At 61.8% G+C, this 23,696-nt stretch carries 25 protein-coding genes, 1 tRNA gene and 1 pseudogene; 13 read left to right on the top strand and 14 right to left on the bottom strand.

Going from position 1 to position 23,696, the window contains the following annotated elements; all coding sequences use genetic code 11:
* The first annotated feature begins 662 nt into the window (after positions 1–662).
* From ACFX5Q_RS19895 to ACFX5Q_RS19860, 8 genes and pseudogenes are all read left to right on the top strand, one after another.
* A complete protein-coding gene (locus ACFX5Q_RS19895; RefSeq protein WP_404280700.1) occupies positions 663–896 on the top strand; it encodes a helix-turn-helix domain-containing protein in 234 nt (77 codons plus the stop codon).
* A 214-nt stretch (positions 897–1,110) separates the two neighbouring features.
* A pseudogene (locus ACFX5Q_RS19890) lies at positions 1,111–1,278 on the top strand (JAB domain-containing protein); the annotation flags it as partial.
* Positions 1,279–1,419: 141 nt separating this feature from the next.
* Positions 1,420–2,304 carry a cytochrome c oxidase subunit II gene (coxB, locus tag ACFX5Q_RS19885; RefSeq protein WP_404280698.1) on the top strand — a complete coding sequence of 295 codons (885 nt, stop codon included), beginning with the start codon at positions 1,420–1,422 and terminating at the stop codon, positions 2,302–2,304.
* A 20-nt stretch (positions 2,305–2,324) separates the two neighbouring features.
* Entirely contained in the window at positions 2,325–4,094 is a 1,770-nt protein-coding gene (ctaD, locus tag ACFX5Q_RS19880; RefSeq protein WP_404280697.1) for a cytochrome c oxidase subunit I, read from the top strand.
* A complete protein-coding gene (locus tag ACFX5Q_RS19875) occupies positions 4,091–4,795 on the top strand; it encodes a cytochrome c oxidase subunit 3 (protein ID WP_404280695.1) in 705 nt (234 codons plus the stop codon). Before ctaD ends, ACFX5Q_RS19875 begins: the two co-directional genes overlap by 4 nt.
* 12 nt (positions 4,796–4,807) lie before the next feature.
* Positions 4,808–5,530: a heme-copper oxidase subunit III family protein gene (locus tag ACFX5Q_RS19870; protein ID WP_404280693.1), complete on the top strand. Its 723-nt coding sequence runs from the start codon at positions 4,808–4,810 to the stop codon at positions 5,528–5,530.
* Positions 5,531–5,539: 9 nt separating this feature from the next.
* Positions 5,540–5,944, top strand: coding sequence for a cytochrome C oxidase subunit IV family protein (locus tag ACFX5Q_RS19865; protein WP_404280691.1), 405 nt, complete (start codon positions 5,540–5,542; stop codon positions 5,942–5,944).
* 181 nt (positions 5,945–6,125) lie between these two features.
* Positions 6,126–6,599 (top strand): aminoacyl-tRNA deacylase, encoded by a 474-nt coding sequence (locus ACFX5Q_RS19860; protein ID WP_404280690.1) that lies wholly within the window; start codon positions 6,126–6,128, stop codon positions 6,597–6,599.
* A 59-nt stretch (positions 6,600–6,658) separates the two neighbouring features.
* Here the strand turns inward: ACFX5Q_RS19860 and ACFX5Q_RS19855 are convergent, their stop codons facing one another.
* The 5 genes from ACFX5Q_RS19855 to tig all read right to left on the bottom strand — a co-directional run bounded on the left by ACFX5Q_RS19855 (position 6,659) and on the right by tig (position 11,505).
* Positions 6,659–7,477: a DUF2189 domain-containing protein gene (locus tag ACFX5Q_RS19855; protein ID WP_404280687.1), complete on the bottom strand. Its 819-nt coding sequence runs from the start codon at positions 7,475–7,477 to the stop codon at positions 6,659–6,661.
* A 352-nt stretch (positions 7,478–7,829) separates the two neighbouring features.
* Positions 7,830–8,765, bottom strand: coding sequence for a heme o synthase (locus ACFX5Q_RS19850; protein WP_404280685.1), 936 nt, complete (start codon positions 8,763–8,765; stop codon positions 7,830–7,832).
* Positions 8,766–8,787: 22 nt separating this feature from the next.
* Positions 8,788–9,168, bottom strand: coding sequence for a c-type cytochrome (locus tag ACFX5Q_RS19845; protein WP_404280683.1), 381 nt, complete (start codon positions 9,166–9,168; stop codon positions 8,788–8,790).
* A gap of 175 nt (positions 9,169–9,343) precedes the next feature.
* Positions 9,344–9,865 carry a hypothetical protein gene (locus ACFX5Q_RS19840; RefSeq protein WP_404280681.1) on the bottom strand — a complete coding sequence of 174 codons (522 nt, stop codon included), beginning with the start codon at positions 9,863–9,865 and terminating at the stop codon, positions 9,344–9,346.
* 173 nt (positions 9,866–10,038) lie between these two features.
* Complete coding sequence (gene tig, locus ACFX5Q_RS19835) at positions 10,039–11,505, bottom strand: trigger factor (RefSeq protein WP_404280679.1); 1,467 nt, start codon at positions 11,503–11,505, stop codon at positions 10,039–10,041.
* A 332-nt stretch (positions 11,506–11,837) separates the two neighbouring features.
* Here tig and ACFX5Q_RS19830 point away from each other — a divergent pair.
* Positions 11,838–11,922: transfer RNA gene (locus ACFX5Q_RS19830), tRNA-Leu, on the top strand.
* 180 nt (positions 11,923–12,102) lie between these two features.
* Here ACFX5Q_RS19830 and ACFX5Q_RS19825 read toward each other — a convergent pair.
* Positions 12,103–12,687, bottom strand: coding sequence for a GDYXXLXY domain-containing protein (locus tag ACFX5Q_RS19825; RefSeq protein ID WP_404280677.1), 585 nt, complete (start codon positions 12,685–12,687; stop codon positions 12,103–12,105).
* Entirely contained in the window at positions 12,684–13,802 is a 1,119-nt protein-coding gene (locus ACFX5Q_RS19820; RefSeq protein ID WP_404280675.1) for a DUF2157 domain-containing protein, read from the bottom strand. Before ACFX5Q_RS19820 ends, ACFX5Q_RS19825 begins: the two co-directional genes overlap by 4 nt.
* A gap of 235 nt (positions 13,803–14,037) precedes the next feature.
* Between ACFX5Q_RS19820 and ACFX5Q_RS19815 the strand changes: the two genes are divergently transcribed.
* Both ACFX5Q_RS19815 and ACFX5Q_RS19810 read left to right on the top strand, forming a co-directional pair.
* Positions 14,038–14,178 (top strand): DUF1127 domain-containing protein, encoded by a 141-nt coding sequence (locus ACFX5Q_RS19815; protein WP_006203483.1) that lies wholly within the window; start codon positions 14,038–14,040, stop codon positions 14,176–14,178.
* Positions 14,179–14,227: 49 nt separating this feature from the next.
* Complete coding sequence (locus tag ACFX5Q_RS19810) at positions 14,228–14,368, top strand: DUF1127 domain-containing protein (protein WP_258601318.1); 141 nt, start codon at positions 14,228–14,230, stop codon at positions 14,366–14,368.
* 354 nt (positions 14,369–14,722) lie between these two features.
* On the opposite strand, the gene ACFX5Q_RS19805 is transcribed toward ACFX5Q_RS19810, so the two are convergent.
* Positions 14,723–15,367 (bottom strand): hypothetical protein, encoded by a 645-nt coding sequence (locus ACFX5Q_RS19805; RefSeq protein ID WP_404280674.1) that lies wholly within the window; start codon positions 15,365–15,367, stop codon positions 14,723–14,725.
* 46 nt (positions 15,368–15,413) lie between these two features.
* Here ACFX5Q_RS19805 and trmFO point away from each other — a divergent pair, with 46 nt between their 5' ends.
* Positions 15,414–16,826: a methylenetetrahydrofolate--tRNA-(uracil(54)-C(5))-methyltransferase (FADH(2)-oxidizing) TrmFO gene (trmFO, locus tag ACFX5Q_RS19800; RefSeq protein WP_404280672.1), complete on the top strand. Its 1,413-nt coding sequence runs from the start codon at positions 15,414–15,416 to the stop codon at positions 16,824–16,826.
* Here trmFO and ACFX5Q_RS19795 read toward each other — a convergent pair whose 3' ends face one another.
* The 6 genes from ACFX5Q_RS19795 to yajC form a co-directional block, all read right to left on the bottom strand.
* Entirely contained in the window at positions 16,827–17,777 is a 951-nt protein-coding gene (locus tag ACFX5Q_RS19795; RefSeq protein WP_404280670.1) for a sterol desaturase family protein, read from the bottom strand.
* Positions 17,777–18,211, bottom strand: coding sequence for a hypothetical protein (locus ACFX5Q_RS19790; RefSeq protein WP_404280669.1), 435 nt, complete (start codon positions 18,209–18,211; stop codon positions 17,777–17,779). Before ACFX5Q_RS19790 ends, ACFX5Q_RS19795 begins: the two co-directional genes overlap by 1 nt.
* A gap of 81 nt (positions 18,212–18,292) precedes the next feature.
* Positions 18,293–19,108, bottom strand: coding sequence for a phytoene/squalene synthase family protein (locus tag ACFX5Q_RS19785; protein ID WP_404280709.1), 816 nt, complete (start codon positions 19,106–19,108; stop codon positions 18,293–18,295).
* 26 nt (positions 19,109–19,134) lie between these two features.
* The gene (locus tag ACFX5Q_RS19780; protein WP_006203476.1) at positions 19,135–19,524 is read right to left on the bottom strand and encodes an Mth938-like domain-containing protein; all 390 of its coding nucleotides are present in this window, start codon (positions 19,522–19,524) and stop codon (positions 19,135–19,137) included.
* An 11-nt stretch (positions 19,525–19,535) separates the two neighbouring features.
* Positions 19,536–22,088, bottom strand: coding sequence for a protein translocase subunit SecDF (gene secDF, locus ACFX5Q_RS19775; protein WP_404280666.1), 2,553 nt, complete (start codon positions 22,086–22,088; stop codon positions 19,536–19,538).
* Positions 22,089–22,139: 51 nt separating this feature from the next.
* A complete protein-coding gene (yajC, locus tag ACFX5Q_RS19770; RefSeq protein ID WP_120017843.1) occupies positions 22,140–22,475 on the bottom strand; it encodes a preprotein translocase subunit YajC in 336 nt (111 codons plus the stop codon).
* Positions 22,476–22,750: 275 nt separating this feature from the next.
* Here yajC and ACFX5Q_RS19765 point away from each other — a divergent pair, with 275 nt between their 5' ends.
* Entirely contained in the window at positions 22,751–23,626 is an 876-nt protein-coding gene (locus ACFX5Q_RS19765; RefSeq protein ID WP_192177732.1) for an ATP-binding protein, read from the top strand.
* Positions 23,627–23,696 lie beyond the last annotated feature (70 nt).

The raw sequence follows: 23,696 nt of genomic DNA, 5'->3' as shown, positions 1-23,696 counted from the left end.
TCCTGAACAGTACCCGGGCTGCAGTCCCAATAGGTGAGAAGGCCTACATGCGGAACAGTTGCGGCCAGCCCTTGGCTGGCCGCAAACGGTCCAACGAACAGTGCCAGCAGGTAGGCAAGAGCGAAATGCCTTTGACGCATTGGATCCACCCGATCGGTTTCGGATCGGCAGCCGATGTCAGGACCCTTCCCAAATGATGCGAATTTCACGCTTCGCCGGGGCTGCTCATCCAAAAAAAGTCGTTACCTACATCCAGCACTTGGTACCCAAATATAGCGCTATTTGATCCACTCAGAAAGCGACACCACTAGCTGCTGGGCGGAAAGCGCGAAAGAGACGCACATGACCCCGTTTCGACCGCGCGAAGGTCAGAAAATGGCGTCGAGAACCGTCATTCGCGGATATCGCATCAAACGACCGTTGTTGGCGCTAGCCCGCTCGTGGCGTCGCCACCGACGATGTCCGCTCATAGTGATGGACGGAGCCACCGTGAACGACCGACAAGAGGCGCAAAGCGGTCATCATCGCCTGAGCCCTTCATTGGCAGCTTCGGGTCACGACGAGAAGTCCGCGGTGACGGCGCCGGCATTCTCCTCAGGTCTCGATCCGACGGGGTCGCGGGTGCAACAAGCTGTTGCACAACTCTGCTATCCATAACGCCCATGCCTGACCCGAACTACCTCACCCCTGAAGAAGTCATCGCTCGCTATCGCGGACAGGTAAGCGAAGGGACTCTTCGCAACTGGCGTTGCATGCGGATCGGGCCATCGTTCCTCAAGATCGGCAAAGCAATCCTCTATCCGAGCGGCGAGTTGGATCGCTGGGACAAATCGATCCTCGTCGTCTGCAGGCCCACATGCGAACCGCCGCGGGAACAGGCGGCACCGCCAGAGTAGCAGAGAGGCAGTTCAGTCGTTCCGAGGTCGCTGGCTAGATAGATAAGCGTTCGGAATCCGTGGTTGATCGGGACGTCAGAGTACTGAGCAAATGCGATCATGCCCAAGCGTGGAAGATCACCAGTGGTCACTCGACACACGCCCCAGTTAACGGCCCCACCTCTTCAGCATGGGCATGCAAGCATTTGATAGATATGACGAATCTGATCATAGTATTTTGATGCACAACCACCCGTCGGGCGACCCGACGCCGTCGCGCGCCGACATCGAGATGACCAAGCTGATCATCGACACCGCCAAACCGCTCGGCATCGCCGTCCACGACCACATCATCATCGGCAAGAAAGGCAACGCCTCGATGAAGGGCCTGCTGCTGATTTGATCCCGAGACTGGACGCGGCAAAGTCGACATTTTCGCCTCATCCACAACCGGCTCTAGAATTTCGATCGCAAATCAAGCTATGATGCCCGTGGCATTTCCCCGGACGGCTTCGCGCCCCTGGAATGCCGGGAGGAACGGGACATGGCCGTAGCGCTTGTACTCGTTTTAGTCGTTGTGGGCTCAGTCTTGTTCCACTTGCTGAGCCCATGGTGGTGGACGCCGATTGCCTCGAACTGGGACTACATCGACCACACCATCATCATAACTTTCTGGATCACCGGCGTCGTCTTCGCCGCCGTCGTTCTATTCATGGCCTATTGCGTGTTCCGCTTCCGTCATCGGGAAGGCAACCGCGCAGCTTACGAGCCCGAGAACAAGCGGCTCGAATCGTGGCTGACGATCGTCACCGCGGTCGGGGTGACGGCCCTGCTCGTCCCCGGCCTGTTCGTCTGGAGCCGTTTCGTTAACGTTCCTAGCGACGCGACCGAGGTCGAAGTCGTCGGTCAGCAATGGCAGTGGAGCTTCCGCCTGCCCGGCAAGGACGGCAAGCTCGGCACATCCGACACCAGCAACGTCAGCGCTGAAAATCCGCTCGGCGTCATCGCCAGCGATCCCAATGGCCAGGATGATGTCGTGGTCGAGGCGGCCGATCTGCACCTGCCGGTCGGCAAGCCTGTCAAGATGCTGTTGCGCTCGATCGATGTGCTGCATGATTTCTACGTACCGGAATTCCGCGCCAAGATGGACATGATCCCCGGCTCGGTCACCTATTTCTGGTTCACCCCGACCAGGACTGGAACCTTCCAGGTCCTGTGCGCCGAGCTTTGCGGCCAAGGGCATCCTTTGATGAATGGCGTAGTCATGGTCGATACGCAGGAAGATTATGTCGCCTGGCTCGGCGAGCAGCAGACTTTCGCGCAATTGTCGGCGCCCCAGCAGACAGGATCGGCAGATCCGGCGCCGGCAGGAACCGTCGCGCCGGGTTCGAAGATTTCGGCAAAGCTCGAAACGGTCGAGGCCCGCTGAAAGGACACGGAGGTGTTCCTATGGTCGATATCACGCCTGCAGATGCAGTCCCGCCTGCCGAAGTCGGGGAAATGGAGCTTTACCACCCGCACAGCTGGTGGACGAAGTACGTTTTCTCACAGGACGCCAAGGTCATCGCCATCCAGTATTCGGCGACAGCGACGGCAATCGGCATGGTGGCGCTGGTGCTGTCGTGGCTGATGCGGCTGCAGCTTGGCTTCCCCGGCACCTTCGACTTCATCACCCCGGAAGCCTATTACCAGTTCATCACCATGCACGGCATGATCATGGTGATCTACCTGCTCACGGCGCTCTTCCTGGGCGGCTTCGGCAATTACCTGATCCCGCTGATGGTCGGCGCTCGCGACATGGTTTTTCCCTATGTCAACATGCTGAGCTACTGGATTTACCTGCTCGCCGTTCTGGTTCTGGTATCGAGTTTCTTTGCGCCGGGCGGACCGACGGGTGCCGGCTGGACGCTTTACCCGCCGCAAGCCATCATGACCGGCACGCCAGGCGGCCAGGACTGGGGCATCATCCTGATGCTGGTCTCGCTGATCCTGTTCATCATCGGCTTCACCATGGGCGGCCTGAACTATGTCGTGACGGTGCTGCAGGCCCGCACGCGCGGCATGACGCTGATGCGCCTGCCACTGACGGTCTGGGGCATCTTCACCGCCACCGTCATGGCGCTGCTCGCCTTCCCGGCGCTGTTCGTCGCCTGCGTGATGATGTTGTTCGACCGTGCGCTCGGCACCTCCTTCTTCATGCCGGCGATCGTCGAGATGGGCGAACAGCTGCAGCATAGCGGCGGCAGCCCGATCCTGTTCCAGCATCTGTTCTGGTTCTTCGGTCACCCCGAGGTCTACATCGTTGCACTGCCGGCCTTCGGCATAGTGTCCGACCTGATCAGTACCCATGCGCGCAAGAACATCTTCGGCTACCGGATGATGGTCTGGGCGATCGTCGGCATCGGCGCGCTGAGCTTCGTGGTCTGGGCGCACCACATGTATGTCAGCGGCATGCACCCTTATTTCGGGTTCTTCTTCGCCACCACGACATTGATCATCGCCGTGCCGACCGCCATCAAGGTCTACAATTGGGTGCTGACACTGTGGCGCGGCGACATCCATCTCACCATACCGATGCTCTTTGCCCTGGCCTTCATCGTCACCTTCGTCAATGGCGGGTTGACCGGCCTGTTTCTCGGCAACGTCGTCGTCGACGTTCCATTGTCGGACACGATGTTTGTCGTCGCCCATTTCCATATGGTCATGGGCGTCGCCCCGATCCTCGTGATTTTCGGCGCGATCTACCACTGGTACCCGAAGGTCACCGGTCGGATGCTGAACGAGGCGCTCGGCCAGTTCCATTTCTGGGTCACGTTCCTCGGCGCTTATCTGATTTTCTTCCCCATGCACTATCTTGGCCTGGTGGGCCTGCCACGGCGCTACGCCGAACTGACCGACATGACGATAATGACGGAATCGGCCCACCACCTGAACTCGTTCATCAGCATCATGGCCTTTATCGTCGGCTTTGCTCAGTTGGTGTTCCTGTTCAACCTGATCTGGAGCATCCGCCATGGCCGCGAGGCCGGCGGCAATCCCTGGCGCGCAACGACGCTGGAATGGCAGACATCCGAAACACCGCCGGTCCACGGCAATTTCGGCAAGGACCTGCCGATCGTCTATCGCTGGGCCTATGATTACAGTGTGCCGGGCGCCAAAGAGGATTTCATTCCGCAGAACGTGCCGGGCTCCTTCGGCACCTCCAAGGAGCCGGCATGAGCGTCATCCTGGTCTTCCTGCTCGTGGTCGTCGGCTTTGTCGGATGGTGGCTTTCCCATCAAAGGCTGATGTCGAAGCCATGGCTGGAGCAAAGCATGGCCGGGGATTTTGTCGCCCTCGACCGCTCGGCGCTGCCGACGGCAAAGATCGGCCTCGGTGTCTTCCTCGCCGTTGTCGGCTGTCTGTTTGCACTGTTCACCAGCGCCTACTTCATGCGCATGGCGCTGTCGGACTGGCAGCCGCTGCCGCTGCCGCGCCTGCTCTGGCTCAACACCGGCGTGCTGGTGCTCAGCAGCGTCGCGCTGCAATGCGCCTCGGTCGCGGCCCGCAGAGGTCAACTGGACACGGTCAAGCTCGGCCTCGTCACCGCCGGGATCACGGCGCTCGCCTTCCTTGTCGGGCAGCTCGTGGCATGGCGGGAACTGAGCACCGACGGCTATCTGCTGAGCTCCAATCCGGCCAACAGCTTTTTCTACCTGATAACCGGCATGCATGGCCTGCATATACTGGGAGGGCTGGTCGGTCTCGGTAGAACGACCGCGGGCGCCTGGAACGGAGCCCGGCCGGAGCGGCTGCGCCTCGGCGTCGAACTGTGCGCCATGTATTGGCATTTCCTGCTTTTCGTCTGGCTCGCCATCTTCGCGCTGCTGGCCGGCTGGGCCGCCACGTTCATCGACATTTGCCGACAATTGCTGACCTAAGGGATCAAGCAGATGGCAGAAACGACACTGACGCATATCGGCCAAACGGAGCCCCGGCCTGCGGGCTGGCAAGGCATTGCCGCCGACTGGTCCTCGGATCAGCGGGCGTTCAAGAATGTGTCCTGGGGCAAGGCCATGATGTGGATCTTCCTGCTCAGCGACACCTTCATCTTCGGCTGCTTCCTGCTCTCCTACATGACCGCGCGCATGTCGACGCGTGTGCCGTGGCCCAATCCGAGCGAGGTCTTTGCGCTGCACATAGGCGGCTCGAATGTTCCGCTGATCCTGATCGCCATCATGACCTTCGTGCTGATCTCGAGCAGCGGGACGATGGCCATGGCGGTCAATTTCGGCTATCGCCGCGACCGTCGCAAAACCGCAATCCTGATGCTTCTGACCGCGCTGTTGGGCGCGACCTTTGTCGGCATGCAAGCCTTCGAATGGACCAAGCTGATCACCGAAGGGGTCCGGCCCTGGGGCAATCCGTGGGGCGCAGCGCAGTTCGGCTCGACCTTTTTTATGATCACCGGCTTCCACGGCACGCATGTGACGATCGGGGTGATCTTCCTGATCATCGTGGCGCGCAAGGTCTGGCGCGGCGACTATGACATAGGACGGCCCGGCTTCTTCACCAGCCGCAAGGGTCACTACGAGAGCGTCGAGATCATGGGACTCTACTGGCACTTCGTCGACCTGGTCTGGGTGTTCATTTTCGCTTTCTTCTATCTTTGGTGAGAGGAAAATATGGCTGAAGCAACCGCAAACGGCCTCGGACAACACCACCTGAACGCGGGGCATGCGCATGGCGCAGCCGCTGCCGGCGTTGCCCCTGCCGAGGTCCATCAGGAACACCCGATCAAGCTCTATCTGGTGGTCTGGGCGTGGCTGTTCGTCCTCAGCGCCTGCTCCTACATGGTCGATTATTTTGGCCTTCACGGCTATCTCAGATGGTCGCTGATCCTGATCTTCATGATGCTCAAGGCAGGGCTGATCGTCGCCGTCTTCATGCATATGGCCTGGGAACGGCTGGCGCTGGCCTATGCGATCATCCTGCCGCCGATACTGGTGCTGGTGTTCGTGGCCATGATGGTCCTCGAAGCCGACTACACGCTTCTCACCCGGGTGACGTTTTTCGGAGCCGGACCCTGAAATCTAGAGCTCGGTGAGATCCAGCAGCCGCGACTTCAGTTGTGCGCGGATGCTGCTTGCCGTCCGGTTACCTTGAAACAACCGGCGGCTGGTCCATTTTCCAGGTATCGGAAGCGATATCGGGAGAATGACTGCTCTCGTTCCCCGCGCGCATCGCGAACTCCGGCAAGGGAGGCCCAAGATGACGATCGCCAACAGACTGAAGGACTATATCGACGGCAAGGGAATTTCCTACGACACCGTCGCGCATCACCGCACATCCACAACCAGGCAGTCCGCCATAGCTGCGCATGTGCCGGGCAGCATCATGGCCAAATCGGTGGTCGTTCACCACGAACTTGGCTATGCGCTGGCCGTGGTTCCAAGCACCCACAGGATCGAACTCGGCGCGTTGCAGGACGTCATGGACAGGCGTCTTGGTCTCGCCTCCGAAGACGAGGTGGTTTCGCTTTTCGCCGATTGCGACATCGGCGCCGTTCCGCCGATCGGCGCGGCCTACGATGTGCCCGTCATCGTCGATGAGAGCCTTGGTGCCGCCGACGATGTCTATTTCGAGGGCGGCGACCACAGGACGCTGGTGCATGTCAGCGGCAAGGATTTCCGCGACCTGACCGTGGACGCACGCCAAGCCCGCTTCAGCCATCCGGCTTACTGAAAGCTATCGCCCGCCAGCCAGCACCGGCCTTCTCGCCGGTGCTGGCTGGCGGGACGTCCTCAATCGGCAGGTCTGGCAGGCGGCGACGAATCCACCACCTTGCGATAGACATGCCAGGTGGCATGGCCAAGGACCGGCAGCACGACGGCCAGCCCCGCAAACACCGGCAGCGAGCCGATGATCAGCGCGACGGCGACAATCAGCCCCCACACAGCCATGACGATCGGGTTGGCCAGCACCACGCGAACCGAGGTGTGGATGGCTTCGTAGGCGCCGACGTCACGGTCGAGCAGCAGCGGGAAAGCAACCACCGTTGTGCACAACACGACCACGGCAAACGCGAAGCCGATGGCGTGCCCCAGGATGATCAGCGTCCAGCCGCGTCCGGTGGCGAATATTTCGTTGATGAAGCTGGATATCGATTCAGGCGGCGCCGGGCCGAACAGCTGTTGGTAGAACAGCTGCGCGGTCAAAAGCCAGGCGATGAAGATCGAAAACAGCATGATCCCGACCGCCGCGATGGCCGGCAGCGCCGGAGAATTCCTGACCTCGAAGGCGTGTCTCCACGAAGTATCGAGCCCGGCTTCCCGCCTGCGGCTGATCTCATAGAGGCCGATCGCCGCGAACGGGCCGATGAGCGCAAAGCCGGACACCAGCGGAAACAGCAGCGGCAACGCATTGGCGCCCGATGTCCAGGCGGCGAGCACGACGCCCACCAGCGGATAGATCAGGCAGAGAAAAACGATGTGCGACGGTTTGATCATGAAATCATCGACGCCACGCCTGAGCGCATCAAAAAGGTCGGAAACACCGATTTTTCGAATCTTGGTATGTTCCAGCGTTTCGCTGGCGCCTGCTATCACGTGAAAACTTGTCATGCCCGTTCCTCCAGACCAGGTCCGGTAAGGTCGCGGTTTCACGGTGCATCGTTCAGCGTGACTGGCCACGCGAACCGCAACCTGCACCGCAAACAACATACTCTCCTACAGGGGATTTGTCGCCCTTTGTTGAAGATGGCTGGGACGGCCACGCTAGCTCTGGAGGCTCTTCTTCGATATTCTATGCCGGTGAACGGTGAAGGTCATGTCATGGACACAAGGACTGTTCTCATACTGGGCCTCGGCATAGTGATTCTGTTGCTGCTGGGATTCTGCGCTCTGCCGATGTGACGTGAGCCGAATGCACGATCTTCATGCAGCAAGTGCCCGACCGGCACTACCGCTCGTGCCGTCAACCGCCGGCTGAAACAAGCGCGCGCGTCGCGATCGTGTCGGCAAGCAGCATCGCGAAGATCGCAAAGAGATAGAGGATCGAATAGGCAAATAGCGTCTTGGCGGGCCTCATCTCCTGGCCGGGAGCCGCCAGAACCTTCCACGCCTGCCAGATGAAGCCGGCGCCCAATGCGGCCGAAGCGATCCCGAAATAAAGGCTGGCGAAACCGAAGGGCCACGGCAGCACGCCGATCGGCGCCAGAACGAGCGAATAGACGAAGATCTGCTTTCGCGTCGACGCTTCGCCGGCAACGTTCGGCATCATGGGTATGCCCGCGGCGGCGTAGTCGCCGACTTTGAACAGCGCGAGCGCCCAGAAATGCGGCGGCGTCCAGAGGAAGATGATCAGGAACAGGATCAGGCTTTCGATGCCGACGGCGCCGGTGGCCGCCGCCCAGCCGATGACAGGAGGAAGTGCGCCCGCGGCGCCGCCTATGACGATGTTCTGCGGCGTCGAGCGTTTCAGCCACATCGTATAGATCACGACATAGAAGAAGATGGTGAAGGCCAGCAGCGACGCGGCAAGCCATCCCACCAGCACGCCGAGCGTTATGACCGACAGCGCCGAAAGCACCAGGCCGAAGCCAAGCGCTTCGCCTGGCCTAACACGGCCGGACGGCACCGGCCGCTTTGCGGTGCGCGACATCAACGCATCGATATCCGCGTCGTACCACATGTTGAGCGCCCCGGCGGCGCCGGCTCCAACCGCGATGGCGCTTATTGCGATCACCGCGATGACCGGGTTCATCATGACCGGCGCCACCATCAGGCCGACGAAAGCGGTGAAAACGGCAAGCGCCATGACGCGTGGTTTCAAAAGCGCGAAGAAATCCCCGGCCGTCGCTTCCGAGAGGTGGATGCCGGTATCCTCGATGTGGCTTTCCCGGGTCGACATGTCTGCCGGTGAAAGATCGGGGTTACGGGGAGAATTGCTTCAGATAGGCGATGACGTTGGCGACCTCCTCGTCCTTCTTGAGGCCGGGGAACGCCATCTTGGTGCCTTTGACCAGAGCCTTGGGATCGTGAAGGTAGGCCGCCAGCGTCGGTTCGTCCCATTTGACGCCGGATGTGCCGGCCGCGACCATGGCTTCGGAGTATTTGAAGTCCGGATGCGTGCCGGCAGTGCGGCCAATCACGCCGTGCAACGACGGACCAATCTTGTTCTTGTCCTCGTCCGCGACGTGGCAGGCCTTGCATTTCGTGAAGACTTTCTCGCCCGCCGCGACGTCCTGTGCCTGCGACTGGCTTGCGAAGAAGGTTGCGACGAAAACCACGACTAGAAACCCGACTGCGCGCATTAGCATTTCCTCCCTGATCGTCCTCCGACGATCTGCGCGTGCCAGTTCTTTCGCCGGCATGCACCTAGTTCGGCGGAGCGGAGTATCCGCGTCCCCCCTGTGGAATTGCGGCACCTACATACCACGGAATCTTCCCAGCAGGTAGAGAACTCAATCAATGGTTGGGGATACACGGTCAAGGCGGATCGGTGTTGCATATCCCGGCAATCTGGTCGACCGCCTCGCCAAGCCCGGCAAGGTCGAAGTCGGCCTCGCCCCTCCCCGCCAGCAGGCCGAACCGCCAGGAAAGCAGGAGCCGGTTTGCCGACACCAGCCGCTTCACACCGTCGGCGCCGTCCCTGACCAGCATCCTGCCGCGCGTGCCGACGGACCAGCTTTCATCGAATTTGCCGCCATCGTCGAGCGTGATCGACATGGTGATCTTGCGGCTGGCCGAGACGGCATCGTTGAGCTGCAGCCATTCGCTCCAGCGCGGTTCACCGCTGGCTCGACAGGCAATGGTCAGGACCGGGCTGTAGCTGAGCGCGCCGCCGCCGGTGATGAGCTTGTTGCTGGCATGGAGCGAGGCGGTCGCCACGCCGTCGCCGCCGGTGTCGAAACGCCAGTTGTCGAGGCCGGCCTCGGCCGTGTCGCACAGCGAAGCAAGAAGAACGAGCGCCGCAGCCACCACGCCGCCGATTTCGACGAACAGCCTCAACGATGCCTCCAACACCCACGGTTTGCAACAGAAGCGCAGATAATGATCAAGGTTTCCTATCGCCAGCCGGATGCCACCATTCGAGGGCGCCCCTGTTGCGCCGTGGCCACAGGGCGCAACAACGAAAAAGGCCGCCCGAAGGCGGCCTTTCGCGATTTGATCGGCGTGCCGAACTACTCGGCGTCCTTGGCCGCCTTTTTCTTCGGCGCGGCCTTCTTCTTGGGCTCTTCCGCGTCGGCGGCCGGCTCAGCCTTCTTTGCAGCGGCCTTCTTCGCCGGCTTGGCCTTGGCCGTCTCGGCCTCCTCGTCGTCGGCCATCAGCTCTTCCTTGCTGACCTTGACGTCGGTCACCGAGATCTGGCCGAGCAGATGGTCGACGACCTTCTCCTCGAACATCGGCGCACGCAGCGTGTTCAGCGCCTCGGGGTTGCTGCGGTAGAATTCGAAGGCTTCCTGCTGCTGGTTCGCCGGATAGCGGCGCACCTGCTCGAACAGGCCGCGCTGCAATTCCTCGTCCGAAACCGTGACGCCGGCCTTCTCGCCGATCTCGGCCAGGACCAGGCCGAGGCGCACCCGGCGCTCGGCAAGCCGCATATACTCGGCGCGCGCCTCTTCTTCCGTCGTCTCTTCGTCGGCGAAGGTGCGGCCGGCGGCTTCGAGATCGCGATTGACCTGGCTCCAGATGTTGTTGAACTCGGCCTCGACCAGCTTCGAGGGCGCCTCGAACGAATAGGAAGCATCTAGCTGATCGAGCAACTGGCGCTTGACCTTCTGGCGCGTCATCGAACCGAACTGGTTCTCGATCTGGCCGCGCACCACTTCGCGCAGGCGCTCCAGCGATTCCAGGCCGAGGTTCTTGGCCGTCTCGTCATTGATCTCCAGCGCGCCGGGCTGGGCCACTTCCTTGACGGTGACGTCGAAGGTGGCTTCCTTGCCGGCCAGATGCGCCGCCTGGTAATTCTCGGGGAAGGTCACGGTGACGAGCTTCGCGTCGCCGGCCTTGGCGCCGATCAGCTGGTCCTCGAAGCCCGGGATGAATTCCTTGGAGCCGAGCACCAGCGGCTGGTCGTTGCCGGCGCCGCCAGCGAAGGCCTCGCCGCCGATCTTGCCGACATAGTCAATGCTGACGCGGTCGCCCTCGGCGGCCTTGCCGGTTTTCGGCTCGTAGCTGCGTGCCGATTCGGCGATGCGCTTGACCTGCTCGTCGATCTCGGTGTCCGGAACGTCGAACACCTGGCGCGTCACCTTGATGTCGGAGAAATCCTTGATCTCGATCGCCGGGATGATCTCGTAGTTGAGGCGGAACTCGAAGTCGGCACCGCCGGCCAGGATCTTCTCGGCCTCTTTCTCGTCCTCGGTCATGATCACTTCGGGCTGCATGGCGGCCTTTTCGCCGCGCCCGGTGATGATCGAACGGGTCGAATCATTGAGGATCTCGTTGACCACCTCGGCCATGAACGACTTGCCGTAGACCTTGCGCAGGTGCTGCACCGGCACCTTGCCGGGACGGAAGCCGTTGATGCGAACCTTGTTGCGGGCGTCCGACAGCCGCGCCATCAACTTGGCTTCCATGTCACCGGCCGGCACGGTGATCTTGATCTCGCGCTTGAGACCGGAGTTGAGCGTTTCGGTGACCTGCATCGTAAAACCTTTGTTTTCACCAATGAGACTGCCACGGCCTCTGCCGTTCACAGCCTGCCGGTATAATCCTGCCGGAAATGGCTTTTGGTACGGAACCTGGCGATTTGACCGTGGTCAAATCCTCCCAAACTGCGCTCCAAAATGTGAATAAGTCTTTGTTTTTCCTACTTCTTATCACATTCTGCAGAAGCGGATCGTCGCATCCCGTCACATTCGACACGCCTTTTGTCACAGGCGAGGCTAATTTTCAACTCTCTTCGCGTTTCCGTGTTTGACCGACATTTTGGCTCTGACATTGACAGAATGATGGCTACATGGGATTGCCGGGCGACGCGGATGTGGCGGAATTGGTAGACGCCCTGGATTTAGGTTCCAGTGCCGAAAGGCGTGGGGGTTCGAGTCCCTTCATCCGCACCAAAAACAGAGCATTGGCTCGCCAAATGAAAACCCCCCTACGACTAGGCGACGCGCAAAACAGTGTCGACATTGATGTCGTGCCGGCGCCGTCAGTTCAATTGTCATACTTCACTCGAGTTCCAGACGAACGGTCACGGAGACTGGCGAAGAGCGACGAGCATGCGGCGCGACTGGCCGTGTCTAATAAAGCGGTTCCTCGAACAACGTCTTGTCGCCGTCCATCAGCGCCTTGATCTGCGGAGTGCCGTTGGCAGCGATTGCGACCCGGACGGCGAAAGGCCGCACCCGCATGTCGTTCTGGATTGCTATGCCCTCGCCTTCCGGCAGATAGAAGCGCTCTATGCCGTAGTCCGGCGCGATCGACCCTCCCTCTTCGCGCAAACTCCAACCCTCGCCAACATGTCCGACAATATCGGCTTCATCGGAGGCGGCAGCCGTCGGCGCCTGGCCAAACCAGGCCGCTGTCGGCTGCCAATAGCCGTCGGCGCCCTTTTTCAGCCTGACCACGATCGAGGTGTCGTCGCTCGAGAGTTTGTCGGCGGGGATGTCGGCGATCATTTTCACCGGAATACGCGATATCTCGTAGCCAAGGCGAATATAGTCGCCGCGCAAGAGGTCGCGCGGATCGATCGGCTCGACCTTCAAGAGCACTTCCTTGCCGTCGCGCAGGATCGCTGCCCTACCGGCGATGACCCAGCTCAAAAAGCCGATCTGGACGAGCGCCAGCACCAGCGCCGAGATGATTAGTCTTTTCCCGGTCATCACGCTGCCATTCCTTCGGCGCGCGGCGCCTTCATGCGTTTCTCGATGCGGATGATGACAAGCGCCAGGATGCCGAGAAGCACGGCAGCGGCCAGGAAGAAGCCTGCGGTGTCGAGCATCGACTGCAGCATCACCACATAGATGATGGCGAGTTCGAAGGCGAAGCCGGCATAGGCAACCCAGCGCAGGCCTCGGCTCTCGCGGCCGCCCAGCATGATCGCCGCGACGATACCCGCCAGTGCAACCGCCGAGGCAATGGCGAAGCCGCTGTTGTAGCTGGCATCGCCGGCGAGCTCCATCTGGAGCATCGCCAGTCCTGTGAGGAAGCCGATCAAGGCGTGCAAGGGCAACCGGCCGCCGAGTTGGACAATCCGGTCGACGGGCTCGGCGGCAAAGACCGCCACTGCAAAGAGCAGCGCCGAGACGATCGCCAACGGGATGGCGACCTGCAGCGTGTCATAGTCAATCACGAACAGCACGAGATAGCAGAGGACCGACAGGATGATCAGGTGCCGCGCCGCCTGACTGCGGGTCCAGAACGAAATGGCGAACAGCACGATGGCCATGACGACGAAGAAATGCGGAAATTCCGTACGCTTGAAATAGTCGAATCCTTTGACGAACAGCCAGGCATCGGCGATGCCGACGGAAGCGACGGTCAGCGGGTTCGAGCGCAATGCCACCGCCGCCAGCGCCGTGCCGGCACCCCAGGTGATCAGCGCCGACGCCTCGTCGCCGGTCAGATGGTACATCTGGCCGATCAGCGCGATCGACCCGCCGAACGCCGCCGCCGCGATGATCCAGAATGCCTCACCGATCGCCGCGTGGTCGCGGGTCTTCAGCAGCGCACCACCGACATATCCGGCAAGGATGATGGCGAAGAGTGCGGCGACCCGCGCCAGCCGCGGAATGGCCTCCCAGTTGGCGGCGACGAAGATCAGGATGGCGGCGCCAAACAACATGGCCGCCATCATCGCCAGGATCGAACCGAAGCTCAGCGACTTCCGTTCATTGGCTTCGACGTCGCGCCTCAGCGCATCGGCCGTCAGCCCGTCGATCAGCCCAGCCTCGAGCCATCTCGCAATGTCCGATTTGGCCCGCGACGCATAGCTCGCCATGTCTTTTCCCCCAGCTTGGTCTTTTTTTCAGCCGAGCCGGCCAAGCCGTTGACGCTACGGCATTTTCCGATTCGGGTTTGTTTGTGTTCAAGAGGTGAACGCGCGTTAATGGTGCATTGCACAATTTGCATTGCTGCCATGCAGCGATAGCGCTTTTAAATCGATATGACCCCACCTATCTTAACGGCATACAGAAAGACGGAATGATCCGAAAGAAAGACGAAACGAGACTACCATGAACCTGATCCGCAACTATCGCAACTGGCGCCGCTACCGGAACACCGTGTCCGAGCTGAGCCGCCTGTCGAACCGTGAACTGAACGACCTCGGCATCGGCCGCAGCGACATCCACTACGTCGCCCGCAAGGCGGTCTAATCCTCTTCGGGCCGCAAATGGTCCGAACCAGTTTGAAAAGAGAACGACAATGAACCTGATCCGTAACTATCGTAACTGGCGCGTTTACCGCGACACCGTTAACGAGCTGGGTCGCCTTTCGAACCGCCAGCTCCATGATCTCGGCATCATCCGCGACGAGATCAAGCACGTCGCCCGCAAGGCGCTCTGAAGTTAAGGAATTTCGCCAGGGTCGACCTCCTCCCCGACCCTGACGGATACGGTCAGCCTTCACCTCCTCCCGAGGGTTGACCACCAAAACGGCGCCCGCCGCACCTCCTCCCGCGGCGGGCGTTGTTTCCCTAAAAGGGTTTCGCCCCCCTTTCACGAAGCGAAAGAGATTTCGTCTTCAGGCGAAAAGAATTTCGTCAAAGCCGACCTCCTCCCCGGCGATGACGAATACGGTCGATCTTCACCTCCTCCCGAGGATCGACCACCAAAACGACACCCGCCGGACCTCCTCCCCCGGCGGGTGTTGTTGTTTTTCAGGTACTCCGAAAGCCGTTTTGGCGGGACGTCCCTGTCGTCAGTCCAGCGCACCACTTTGCAGCACGCCCCGCTCCTTCCACCGGCTCAGCGGAAAAATGTCCGGCGCGCCGCCCATCGCCGCATACCAGGAATCCACCACCCATTCGGTGCCGCCGCGGTCGCTGATCACCGCCGTCCAATGGGGATAGCGCCCGTCGACAAACAGGCCTCGCGAGGCATTGCCCTCTACCTTGTGAAACCTGAGCAATCTTCGCTCGGCAAGATAGACCAGCAGCGCATGCGTATTGGTCGATTCGTCGACACAATCCATCTGGCCCCTGATGCGCGATGCACCGAATTGCGACTGCGGCAGATCGCGAACGCCGGTGGCCCGCAAAATGCGCTGCTCGAAATAGCGCACAGCCTTCGAAATTGCGGAACGCTCGGCTTGGGCCGAGCCTGCACCCGCACGCAGGATAGCGCGGAAACGCGCGCCGTCAGCGGGGCCAAGCGCGAGTATCGTGCGATAGTTGCAACTGTAGCCGTGGCATATCGGGATCCGCTTGGAAGCCGTCGCGGCCAGTTCGCCGGCGGCCGTTGATCCGCCCATGGCGATCGCGACTGCCATAAATGTCGCTCTGGCAAAGAACCCGAGACTCCCGTCCATTCCCCGATCGTAGACAATTGCGGCGCCAAGCGGCAACAGCGTGTAATTGCAATCGCAGCTACAAGCGATTATTCCGGCGCTCATGAGCAAAAATCCCATTCACATCATCGGCGGCGGCCTCGCCGGTTCCGAAGCGGCGTGGCAAGCGGCGCAAGCCGGCGTGCCGGTCGTGCTGCATGAAATGCGCCCGGTTCGCGGCACCGATGCGCACAAGACCGACGGGCTGGCCGAGCTTGTCTGCTCCAATTCCTTCCGCTCCGACGATGCCGAAAACAACGCCGTCGGTCTGCTGCATGCCGAAATGCGGTTGGCCGGCTCGCTGATCATGAGCGCCGGCGACGCCAACCAGGTGCCCGCGGGTGGCGCGCTCGCCGTCGATCGCGACGGATTTTCCGAGGCCGTGACCAGGAAGCTCGAGGCGCATCCGCTGATAACCATCCAGCGCGAGGAAGTGCCGGGCCTGCCGCCGGCGGACTGGGACCAGGCGATCATCGCCACCGGCCCGTTGACCGCACCTGGGCTTGCCCAGTCGATTGCCGAGGCGACCGGCGCCGACGCGCTGGCCTTCTTCGACGCTATCGCGCCGATCGTGCATTTCGACACGATCGACATGGACATCTGCTGGTTCCAGTCGCGCTACGACAAGGTCGGCCCCGGCGGCACCGGCAAGGACTACATCAACTGTCCCCTGGACAAGGAGCAGTATCTGGCCTTCGTGCAGGCGCTGGTCGAGGGCCAGAAAACCGAATTCAAACAATGGGAAGGCACGCCCTATTTCGACGGCTGCCTGCCGATCGAGGTGATGGCCGAGCGCGGCGTCGAGACCCTGCGCTACGGACCGATGAAGCCGATGGGGCTGACCAATGCCCACAATCCGACGGTAAAAGCCCATGCCGTGGTGCAGTTGCGGCAGGACAATGCGCTGGGCACGCTCTACAACATGGTCGGTTTCCAGACCAAGCTGAAGCATGCCGAGCAGGTGCGCGTGTTTCGCACCATTCCCGGCCTGGAAAACGCCGACTTCGCCCGGTTGGGCGGCCTGCACCGCAACACCTACATCAATTCGCCGACCCTGCTCGATCAATCGCTGCAACTGAAGTCGCGGCCCGGCCTGCGCTTCGCCGGCCAGATCACCGGCTGCGAAGGCTACGTCGAGAGCGCCGCGATCGGTCTGCTGGCAGGACGCTTCGCTGCCGCCGAAAGGCTCGGCCATCAGCCATCGCTGCCGCCGCTGACCACTGCATTCGGCGCGCTGCTCAACCACATCACCGGCGGCCATATCGTTTCCGACGATGAGCCCGGAAAACGCTCCTTCCAGCCGATGAACGTCAATTTCGGGCTGTTTCCGCCGGTGGAAGCGCCGAAAGCCGAGGGCAAACGCCTGCGCGGCAAGGACAAGACCGTCGCCAAGCGGCGCGCCGTGACGTCGCGCGCAGTGGCAGACTGCAGGGAATGGCTGGGCTTGCCTGCGCGGGCGGCCGAAACGGCGGAGTAGCTACTCAGCCGGTTCGACACCCGCTGCCGGCAGGCCCGGCTTGCCCGCCTCACCAGGGTTTCGCCTGACATAGGCGGCCTTCAAACTCTCCGACGTCTCGCGCGAACCGTCATGGCTCCAGCCCGGTGGCTTGATCAGATAATTGAGACGCTGGCGCCGTGTCAGCCCCGGCGCGAAGGCATCCGCGAACATGCCGATCCACTCGTGAAAAGCCACTTTCAGCGGATTGAAGGTGCCGATGTTCTTGACGATGCCGTAGCGCGGCCGGTCCTCTTCCAGTTCCTCGACGAAGGTGCCGAACATGCGATCCCAGACGATCAGCGTGCCGGCAAAGTTAGCGTCGAGATAGCGCGGATTGGTGGCGTGATGGACGCGGTGATGCGAGGGCGTGTTGAAGATAAACTCGAACCAGCCCCACATCTTGCCGATCGCCTCGGTGTGGATCCAGAACTGCCAGACGAGGTTGAAGCCGAAGGTGAAGGCGATGACCGCCGGATGGAAGCCGAGCAGCACCAGCGGCGCCTGCATCACGAACATGAAGGTAAACAGGCCGGTCCAGCTCTGCCTGAGTGCGGTCGACAGATTGTAGTGCTGGCTGGAATGGTGGTTGACGTGTTCGGCCCACACCCAGCGCACCCGGTGCGCGATGCGGTGGTAGACATAGTAGCGCAGATCATCGAGCAGGAAGGCCGCCAAAAAGACCCAGGCCGACAAGCCCAGATTGAAGAACCGGAATTGCCAGAGCCACAGCAGCGCCCAATAGGAGACGACGCCGAGCAGCAGCCCGGCAACGACATTGCCTGTCCCCATCATCAAACTGGTCAACGTATCGCGCGTCTCGAACGATCCCTTGGCGCGGCCGGTGCGCACCAGCCACAATTCGATCAGGATCGCGCCGACGAAGAACGGAATGGCAAGCTGGGTGACCTGCGGGAAATTGTAGTCGTCCATCACGCGGCCTCCCTGGCCAGCCCCGGATTGTCCAGCCCAAGCGCCGCTGCGACGCTCTTGGCATCAGTGCTGTCGGCGAAGGCAAAGCGGCCGCCCTCCCAGGTGAAGTCTGCGAGCTTGAGCAGGATGGCGCCGCTGTCGTCGACATCCAGGGCAACAATGTCGCTGGCTGTGACGATGCGGGTCAAAAAGCAGTCGCCGATGCTGTGGACGATGCCGGTGCGCCCATTCCCAAGATCGAGAAACCCCGTCCTGGCGTCCGCCGTCAGCCGAACCAACGTCGCCACTTCATCGGGAAAGTCCTCCGCGAAACGGCTCAATGCCTGATCGGCACCGGCGAGCGTCGCTGTCTTTGTGCCGCCCGTGAAATGCACGGCCGCGACCGACAGCGCAATGCCGAAGACGACAAGTGCGACCAGCACAGGCAGGCTCATGAAGCGATCTCCTCCAGGCCGGCGGATGTTTTCGCACTCGGTTTCGACCCGGCGGGAGTCCTACCATGATTGACGTTTACGTCAAAGGGGCGGCCAGCCTTTCGAGGCACGGCGCAGCAGCAGCCAGTGCCGGCGCAAGGCTGGCAGCCGCACCACGCCATCGAGCGGTGAGTGCCTTTCCATCCTGTCGAGATAGGTGCGTGTCAGGGCAAGCGGCAGGAAGGCCGGGCGCAGCGACGCCGGCAAGGCCTGAGCGCCCTGTTCGAAAGCCGCAAGATGCTCGCGCGCCAGCGCGATCATCGCTGCCACGGCGCGTTGCGCGCTGGGACCGCCGTCGCCTTTGACGAACTCTTCCGGCGAGGAGCCCGCCGCCGCAAGCACATCCATCGGCACGAAGCACTGCCCACGCTTGCGATGCAATGGCAACAGCAGCAAAAGACCGGTCATTGCCTGCGCACAGCCGGCCCGGCCCGCGAGTTCTGCAAAACGCGGCGCCTCAACCGGATAGAGCACCATCGCCGCGAACTGAATCAGCGCCGCTGCCGTCTCGCCGCAATAGCCTTCGAGGTCGGTACGCGACGGCATCGGATCGTCGTAGAGATCGAAAATGCGCGCTTCGAGCATGTTGTCGAAGGCGGATTTCGGCAAGCGGTGGGCGGAAATCGTCGCCTTCAGCGCATCGGCGAGCGGGTTGCCGGTGACTTCGCCCTCAGCGGCGATGACGTCGCGCCACCATTGCAGCCGCACTTCGCCGGGAAGCGGCTCGTGGATGCGGTCGCGGACACCAGCGATCTCGGCATTGAAGGCATAGAGCGAAAACAGCGCGTCGCGCCTGTCCGCCGGCGCGTAGAGCGCACTGACATAGCGGTCATGGTCGGCGGCGCGCACCGCGTCCATGACGATTTTGGCGGTATCGGACACGGTCAGTCGACGGCGATGAGCGCTGCGGCTACGGCGCGCTCCTCGGCCAAAAGCACATTGTAGGTCCGCACGGCAGCCCCCGTCGACATCGGGTCCGCCGAAATACCGGCCTCCTTCAGCGCCGCGCGCAGGGCTGCCGGCAGTGGCCTCAGATCCTTGCCGGTGCCGACCAGCAGGATCTCGACCTTGCCGGCCTCGGCCAGGAGCTTGTCGAAATCAGCCGCCGTCAGCGCCAGCGGATCGGCCGGCTCCCAGCCATGGATGCCGGACGGCAGGCACAGCAGCGAGCCACGATGCGACATATCGGCGAAGCGGAAGCCGCCATTGCCATAGGCCTCGATCGGCGCCCGGCCAGGGAAATGCGCCTCGCGGATTACGATCCCCTTGGCCACTGGCGTGGCCGTCAGGTCGCCACGGCTTTGCCGCCGTTCACCGGCTTCTCCTCGTCGGCGGTCGCGGCCTGCGGCCGCAACTTGAACAGGATCAGCAGCGGCGCGGCGATGAAGATCGACGAATAGGTGCCGAAGACCACGCCGAACAGCATCGCCAGCGTGAACGACCGGATCACCTCGCCGCCGAACAGCACCAGCGCCAGAAGCGCCAGGATCGTCGTCACCGCTGTCAGCGTCGTTCTCGACAGCGTCTCGTTGATGGCGTTGTTCAACAAATGCGGCAACGGCATCTTCTTGTATTTTCGCAGATCCTCGCGGACACGGTCATAAACGACGATCGTATCGTTCAACGAATAGCCGATGATGGTCAGGATCGCCGCCAGCGACGACTGGTTAAACTCGAGACCGGTGATGACGAAGAAGCCAAGTGTCATGACGATATCGTGCACGGTGGCAATGATGGCGCCGACCGCGAACTGCCATTCGAAGCGGAACCAGACATAGATCAGGATGCCGAACAGCGCGACAAGCATCGCGATGGTGCCCTGCTTGGCGAGTTCGCCGGAGACAGTCGGCCCCACCACTTCGACGCGGCGGAAATCATACTGGTCCTGCAGTTCGCCACGCACCTTGTCGATAACCGTCTGTTCGGCGTTCTCGCCGCCGTCCTGCGTGCCGACGCGTATAAGCACGTCGGTCGGCTCGCCGAACTGCTGCACCTGCACCTCGCCGATGTTCAGCTCCGTCAGCCTGCCCCGGATATCGGCAAGATCGGCGTTGCCATTCTTGGCCTGCACCTCGATCAGCGAGCCGCCCTTGAAGTCGATGCCGTAATTGATGTCGACGGTCATGAACAGCACGACAGACAGGATCGACAGCACCGTCGACAGCGCGAACGTCCAGCGGCGGATGCCCATGAACGGTATTTTCGTGCCGGGCGGAACGAAGGTCACCGGTGCCCGCGGCAATTCCTTCGGGCGGGCGCGGCGAAGCCAGATCGACACCAGCAGCCGGGTGAAGGTGAAGGCGGTGAAGACAGTGGTCAGAATGCCGATGGCGAAGGTGATGGCAAACCCTTTCACCGGTCCGGTGCCGATCCAGAACAGCACCACAGTCGCGATCAGCGCCGTGACGTTCGAATCGACGATGGTCGCCAGAGCCTTGGTGAAACCGGTGTCGATCGCCTGGATCACCGAGCGGCCGCTTCGTCGCTCCTCGCGAATGCGCTCATAGATGAGAACGTTGGAATCGACTGCCATGCCGATGGTCAGCACGATGCCGGCGATGCCAGGCAAGGTCAGTGTGGCGCCTAGCAACGACAACAGCGCGATGATCATCGCCACATGCACGGCCAGCGCGATGTTGGCGAGGAAGCCGAGGAAGCCATAGGCGACGAACATGAACGCCACCACCAGGATCGAACCGATGATACCGGCAACCTTGCCGGCATGGATGGAATCCTGACCGAGGCCCGGACCGACGGTGCGCTCTTCGATTACGGTCAGTGTCGCCGGCAGCGCGCCGGCGCGCAGCAGCACTGCCAGATCGTTGGCGCTTTGGGCCGTGAAATTGCCGGAAATCTGTCCGGAACCGCCCAGGATCGGCTCACGGATCACTGGCGCCGAGATCACCTGATTGTCGAGGACAATGGCAAACGGCTTGCCGACATTCTGGGATGTCGCCTGGCCGAAGCGCGACGCGCCCTTGGAATCGAAGGTGAACGAAACCACCGGCTCGTTGGTCTGGGAGTTGAACGTCGCTTGCGCATCGGCCAGGTTCTCACCTGAGACGATGACGCGGTTCTCGATCAGATAGGGAACCGGCGGATCGTCCTGCGAATAGAGGACCGTGGAGCCAGCCGGCGGACGGCCGTTGAGCGCATCCTGCACCGGCATCGACTGGTCGACCAACTGGAAGGTCAGCTTGGCGGTCTGGCCGAGGATTTCCTTCAGCCGCTGCGGATCCTGCAGGCCCGGCACCTGGACCAGGATGCGGTCGTCGCCTTGCCGCTGGACGATCGGCTCCGTCGTGCCGAGTTCGTTGACGCGGCGCTCGACGACCTCGATCGACTGCGTCAGCGCCGTCGACGTGCGGTATTTGATGCCGGCGTCGGTGACCGAGAATTTGAGCAGGCCGGGCTCGGAGTCATCCAGCGTCATCTCCTGGACGGAGCCGCCGGTGAACAGACCCGCCGCCACCGGAGTGGTCAATGGCTTCAGCGCCGTCTTGGCGGCATCGATCTGAGCGGGATCGGAGATGCGGACCTGCACGGTGCGGCCCGATCCGGACAGGCCGGTATAGCCGACCTTGGCGTCGCGCAGCAGCGTCCTGATCTCGTCACGTGTCGTCTGCAGCCTGTCCTTGATCAGATCGTTCGGATCCATCCTGAGCAGGATGTGCGAGCCACCCTGCAGATCGAGGCCGAGCGTCATCTGCCGCTTCGGCACCCAGTCGGGCAGCTTGGCCAATGTGCTGGCAGGGAACAGATTGGGCGCGGCGAGGACCACGGTGGCGGCCACGGCCAGCCAGATCAGGATCATCTTCAGGCGCGAGAAATAGAGCATGTCTGTCGTCCGTTCAGGCGTACAAGCGGCAGCGTTCCGCCTGGAATTGGATTATTTCTTGGCGTTCTGGTTCGCCACCGGCTCGCCCTTGACGCGCACGTCGGCGATCGTCGAACGCAATGCGGTCACCTTGGTGCCGCCGAGGTCGATCTCGAGCTCGTTATCGTCGATCACCTTGGTCACCTTGCCGACGAAACCGCCGCCGGTCACGACCGTATCGCCGCGGCGCACCGCCGCGAGCATTTCCTGGCGCTTCTTCAGCTGCGTGCGCTGCGGCCGGATGATTAGAAAATACATGATCACGAAAATCAGGACAAACGGCAAAATGCTGATGAACATGTCTGGCGAGGCGCCGACGCCCTGGGCGTATGCCGGTGTAACGAACATCAAGAACTCCTGGATGATGAAAACCGCCACAAGGCGGCCCCGCGAAATTTGGCCGGAATATAGTCGGTAAAGTTCCCAATGCAACTGCGCTAGCGGGCAAATCCGCCGCTTTTCCGGCCGTTGGCCCCGTGTTAGAGCATGGTCGCCGAAAGCCGGACGCGACTTCTGGAAAAGATCATGCTCCGACAGAAGGTTGGAACCGGTTCTTATCCCGCCGCGAAAGAGTGGATTTTGTGCTCTGCATGCTCCCTGAAGCCAGAACAAAAAGACCAGACATGACCGACAGCACCATTGACGCCCTGAACCGGAAGCTCGACCGCCTGATCGAGGCGGTCGCCCGCCTCGCCCCGCCGCCGGTGCCGCAGACGGATATTGCCGCCGCAGATTGCTTCGTCTGGCAGGCCGATCCCGGCTATCTGGAGCCGGTGCGCAAGGTCAATCGCGTCGACATCGGCCTGATCCGTGGCGTCGACCGCGTGCGCGACATCCTTGTCGACAACACCGAGCGCTTCGCCGCCGGCTTTGCCGCCAACAACGTGCTGCTGTGGGGCGCGCGCGGAATGGGCAAGTCCTCGCTGGTCAAGGCGGTGCATGCCGAGATCAACGCCAAAGCCAAGTCCGACCTGCCGCTGAAGCTCATCGAGATCCACCGCGAAGACATCGACACGCTGCCCAAGCTGATGGGCCTGCTGAAGGCGGCGCCTTTCCGCGTCATCCTGTTTTGCGACGACTTGTCGTTCGATCATGACGACACGTCCTACAAGTCGCTGAAGGCGGCGCTCGAAGGCGGCGTCGAGGGCCGCCCGGCCAATGTCATCTTCTATGCGACGTCAAATCGGCGGCATCTGTTGCCGCGCGACATGATCGACAATGAGCGTTCCACCGCCATCAACCCGTCCGAAGCGGTCGAGGAAAAGGTCTCGCTCTCCGATCGTTTCGGCCTCTGGCTCGGCTTCCACAAATGCTCGCAGGACGAATATCTCGACATGATCGACGGCTATGTCCGCCATCATGGGCTGACAATCGATCCCGACACGCTGCGCGCCGAAGCGCTGGAATGGGCAACCACGCGCGGCAGCCGCTCGGGCCGCGTCGCCTGGCAATTCACCCAGGACCTGGCCGGCCGGCTCGGCAAGCCGCTCAAGGACTAGTGACGGTTATCCGAAACCGAAGGCAGGCGGCCAGGCTGTCACAAGCGCCTGAGGCTGCACCAATGTTCTT

It is taken from the genome of Mesorhizobium sp. IMUNJ 23033 (assembly GCF_044778005.1).
In the GTDB taxonomy this organism is placed as follows: Bacteria; Pseudomonadota; Alphaproteobacteria; order Rhizobiales; family Rhizobiaceae; genus Mesorhizobium; species Mesorhizobium amorphae_A.
Note: the sequence above shows the minus strand (reverse complement) of the source record. Positions and strands in the feature narration are given on the sequence as shown.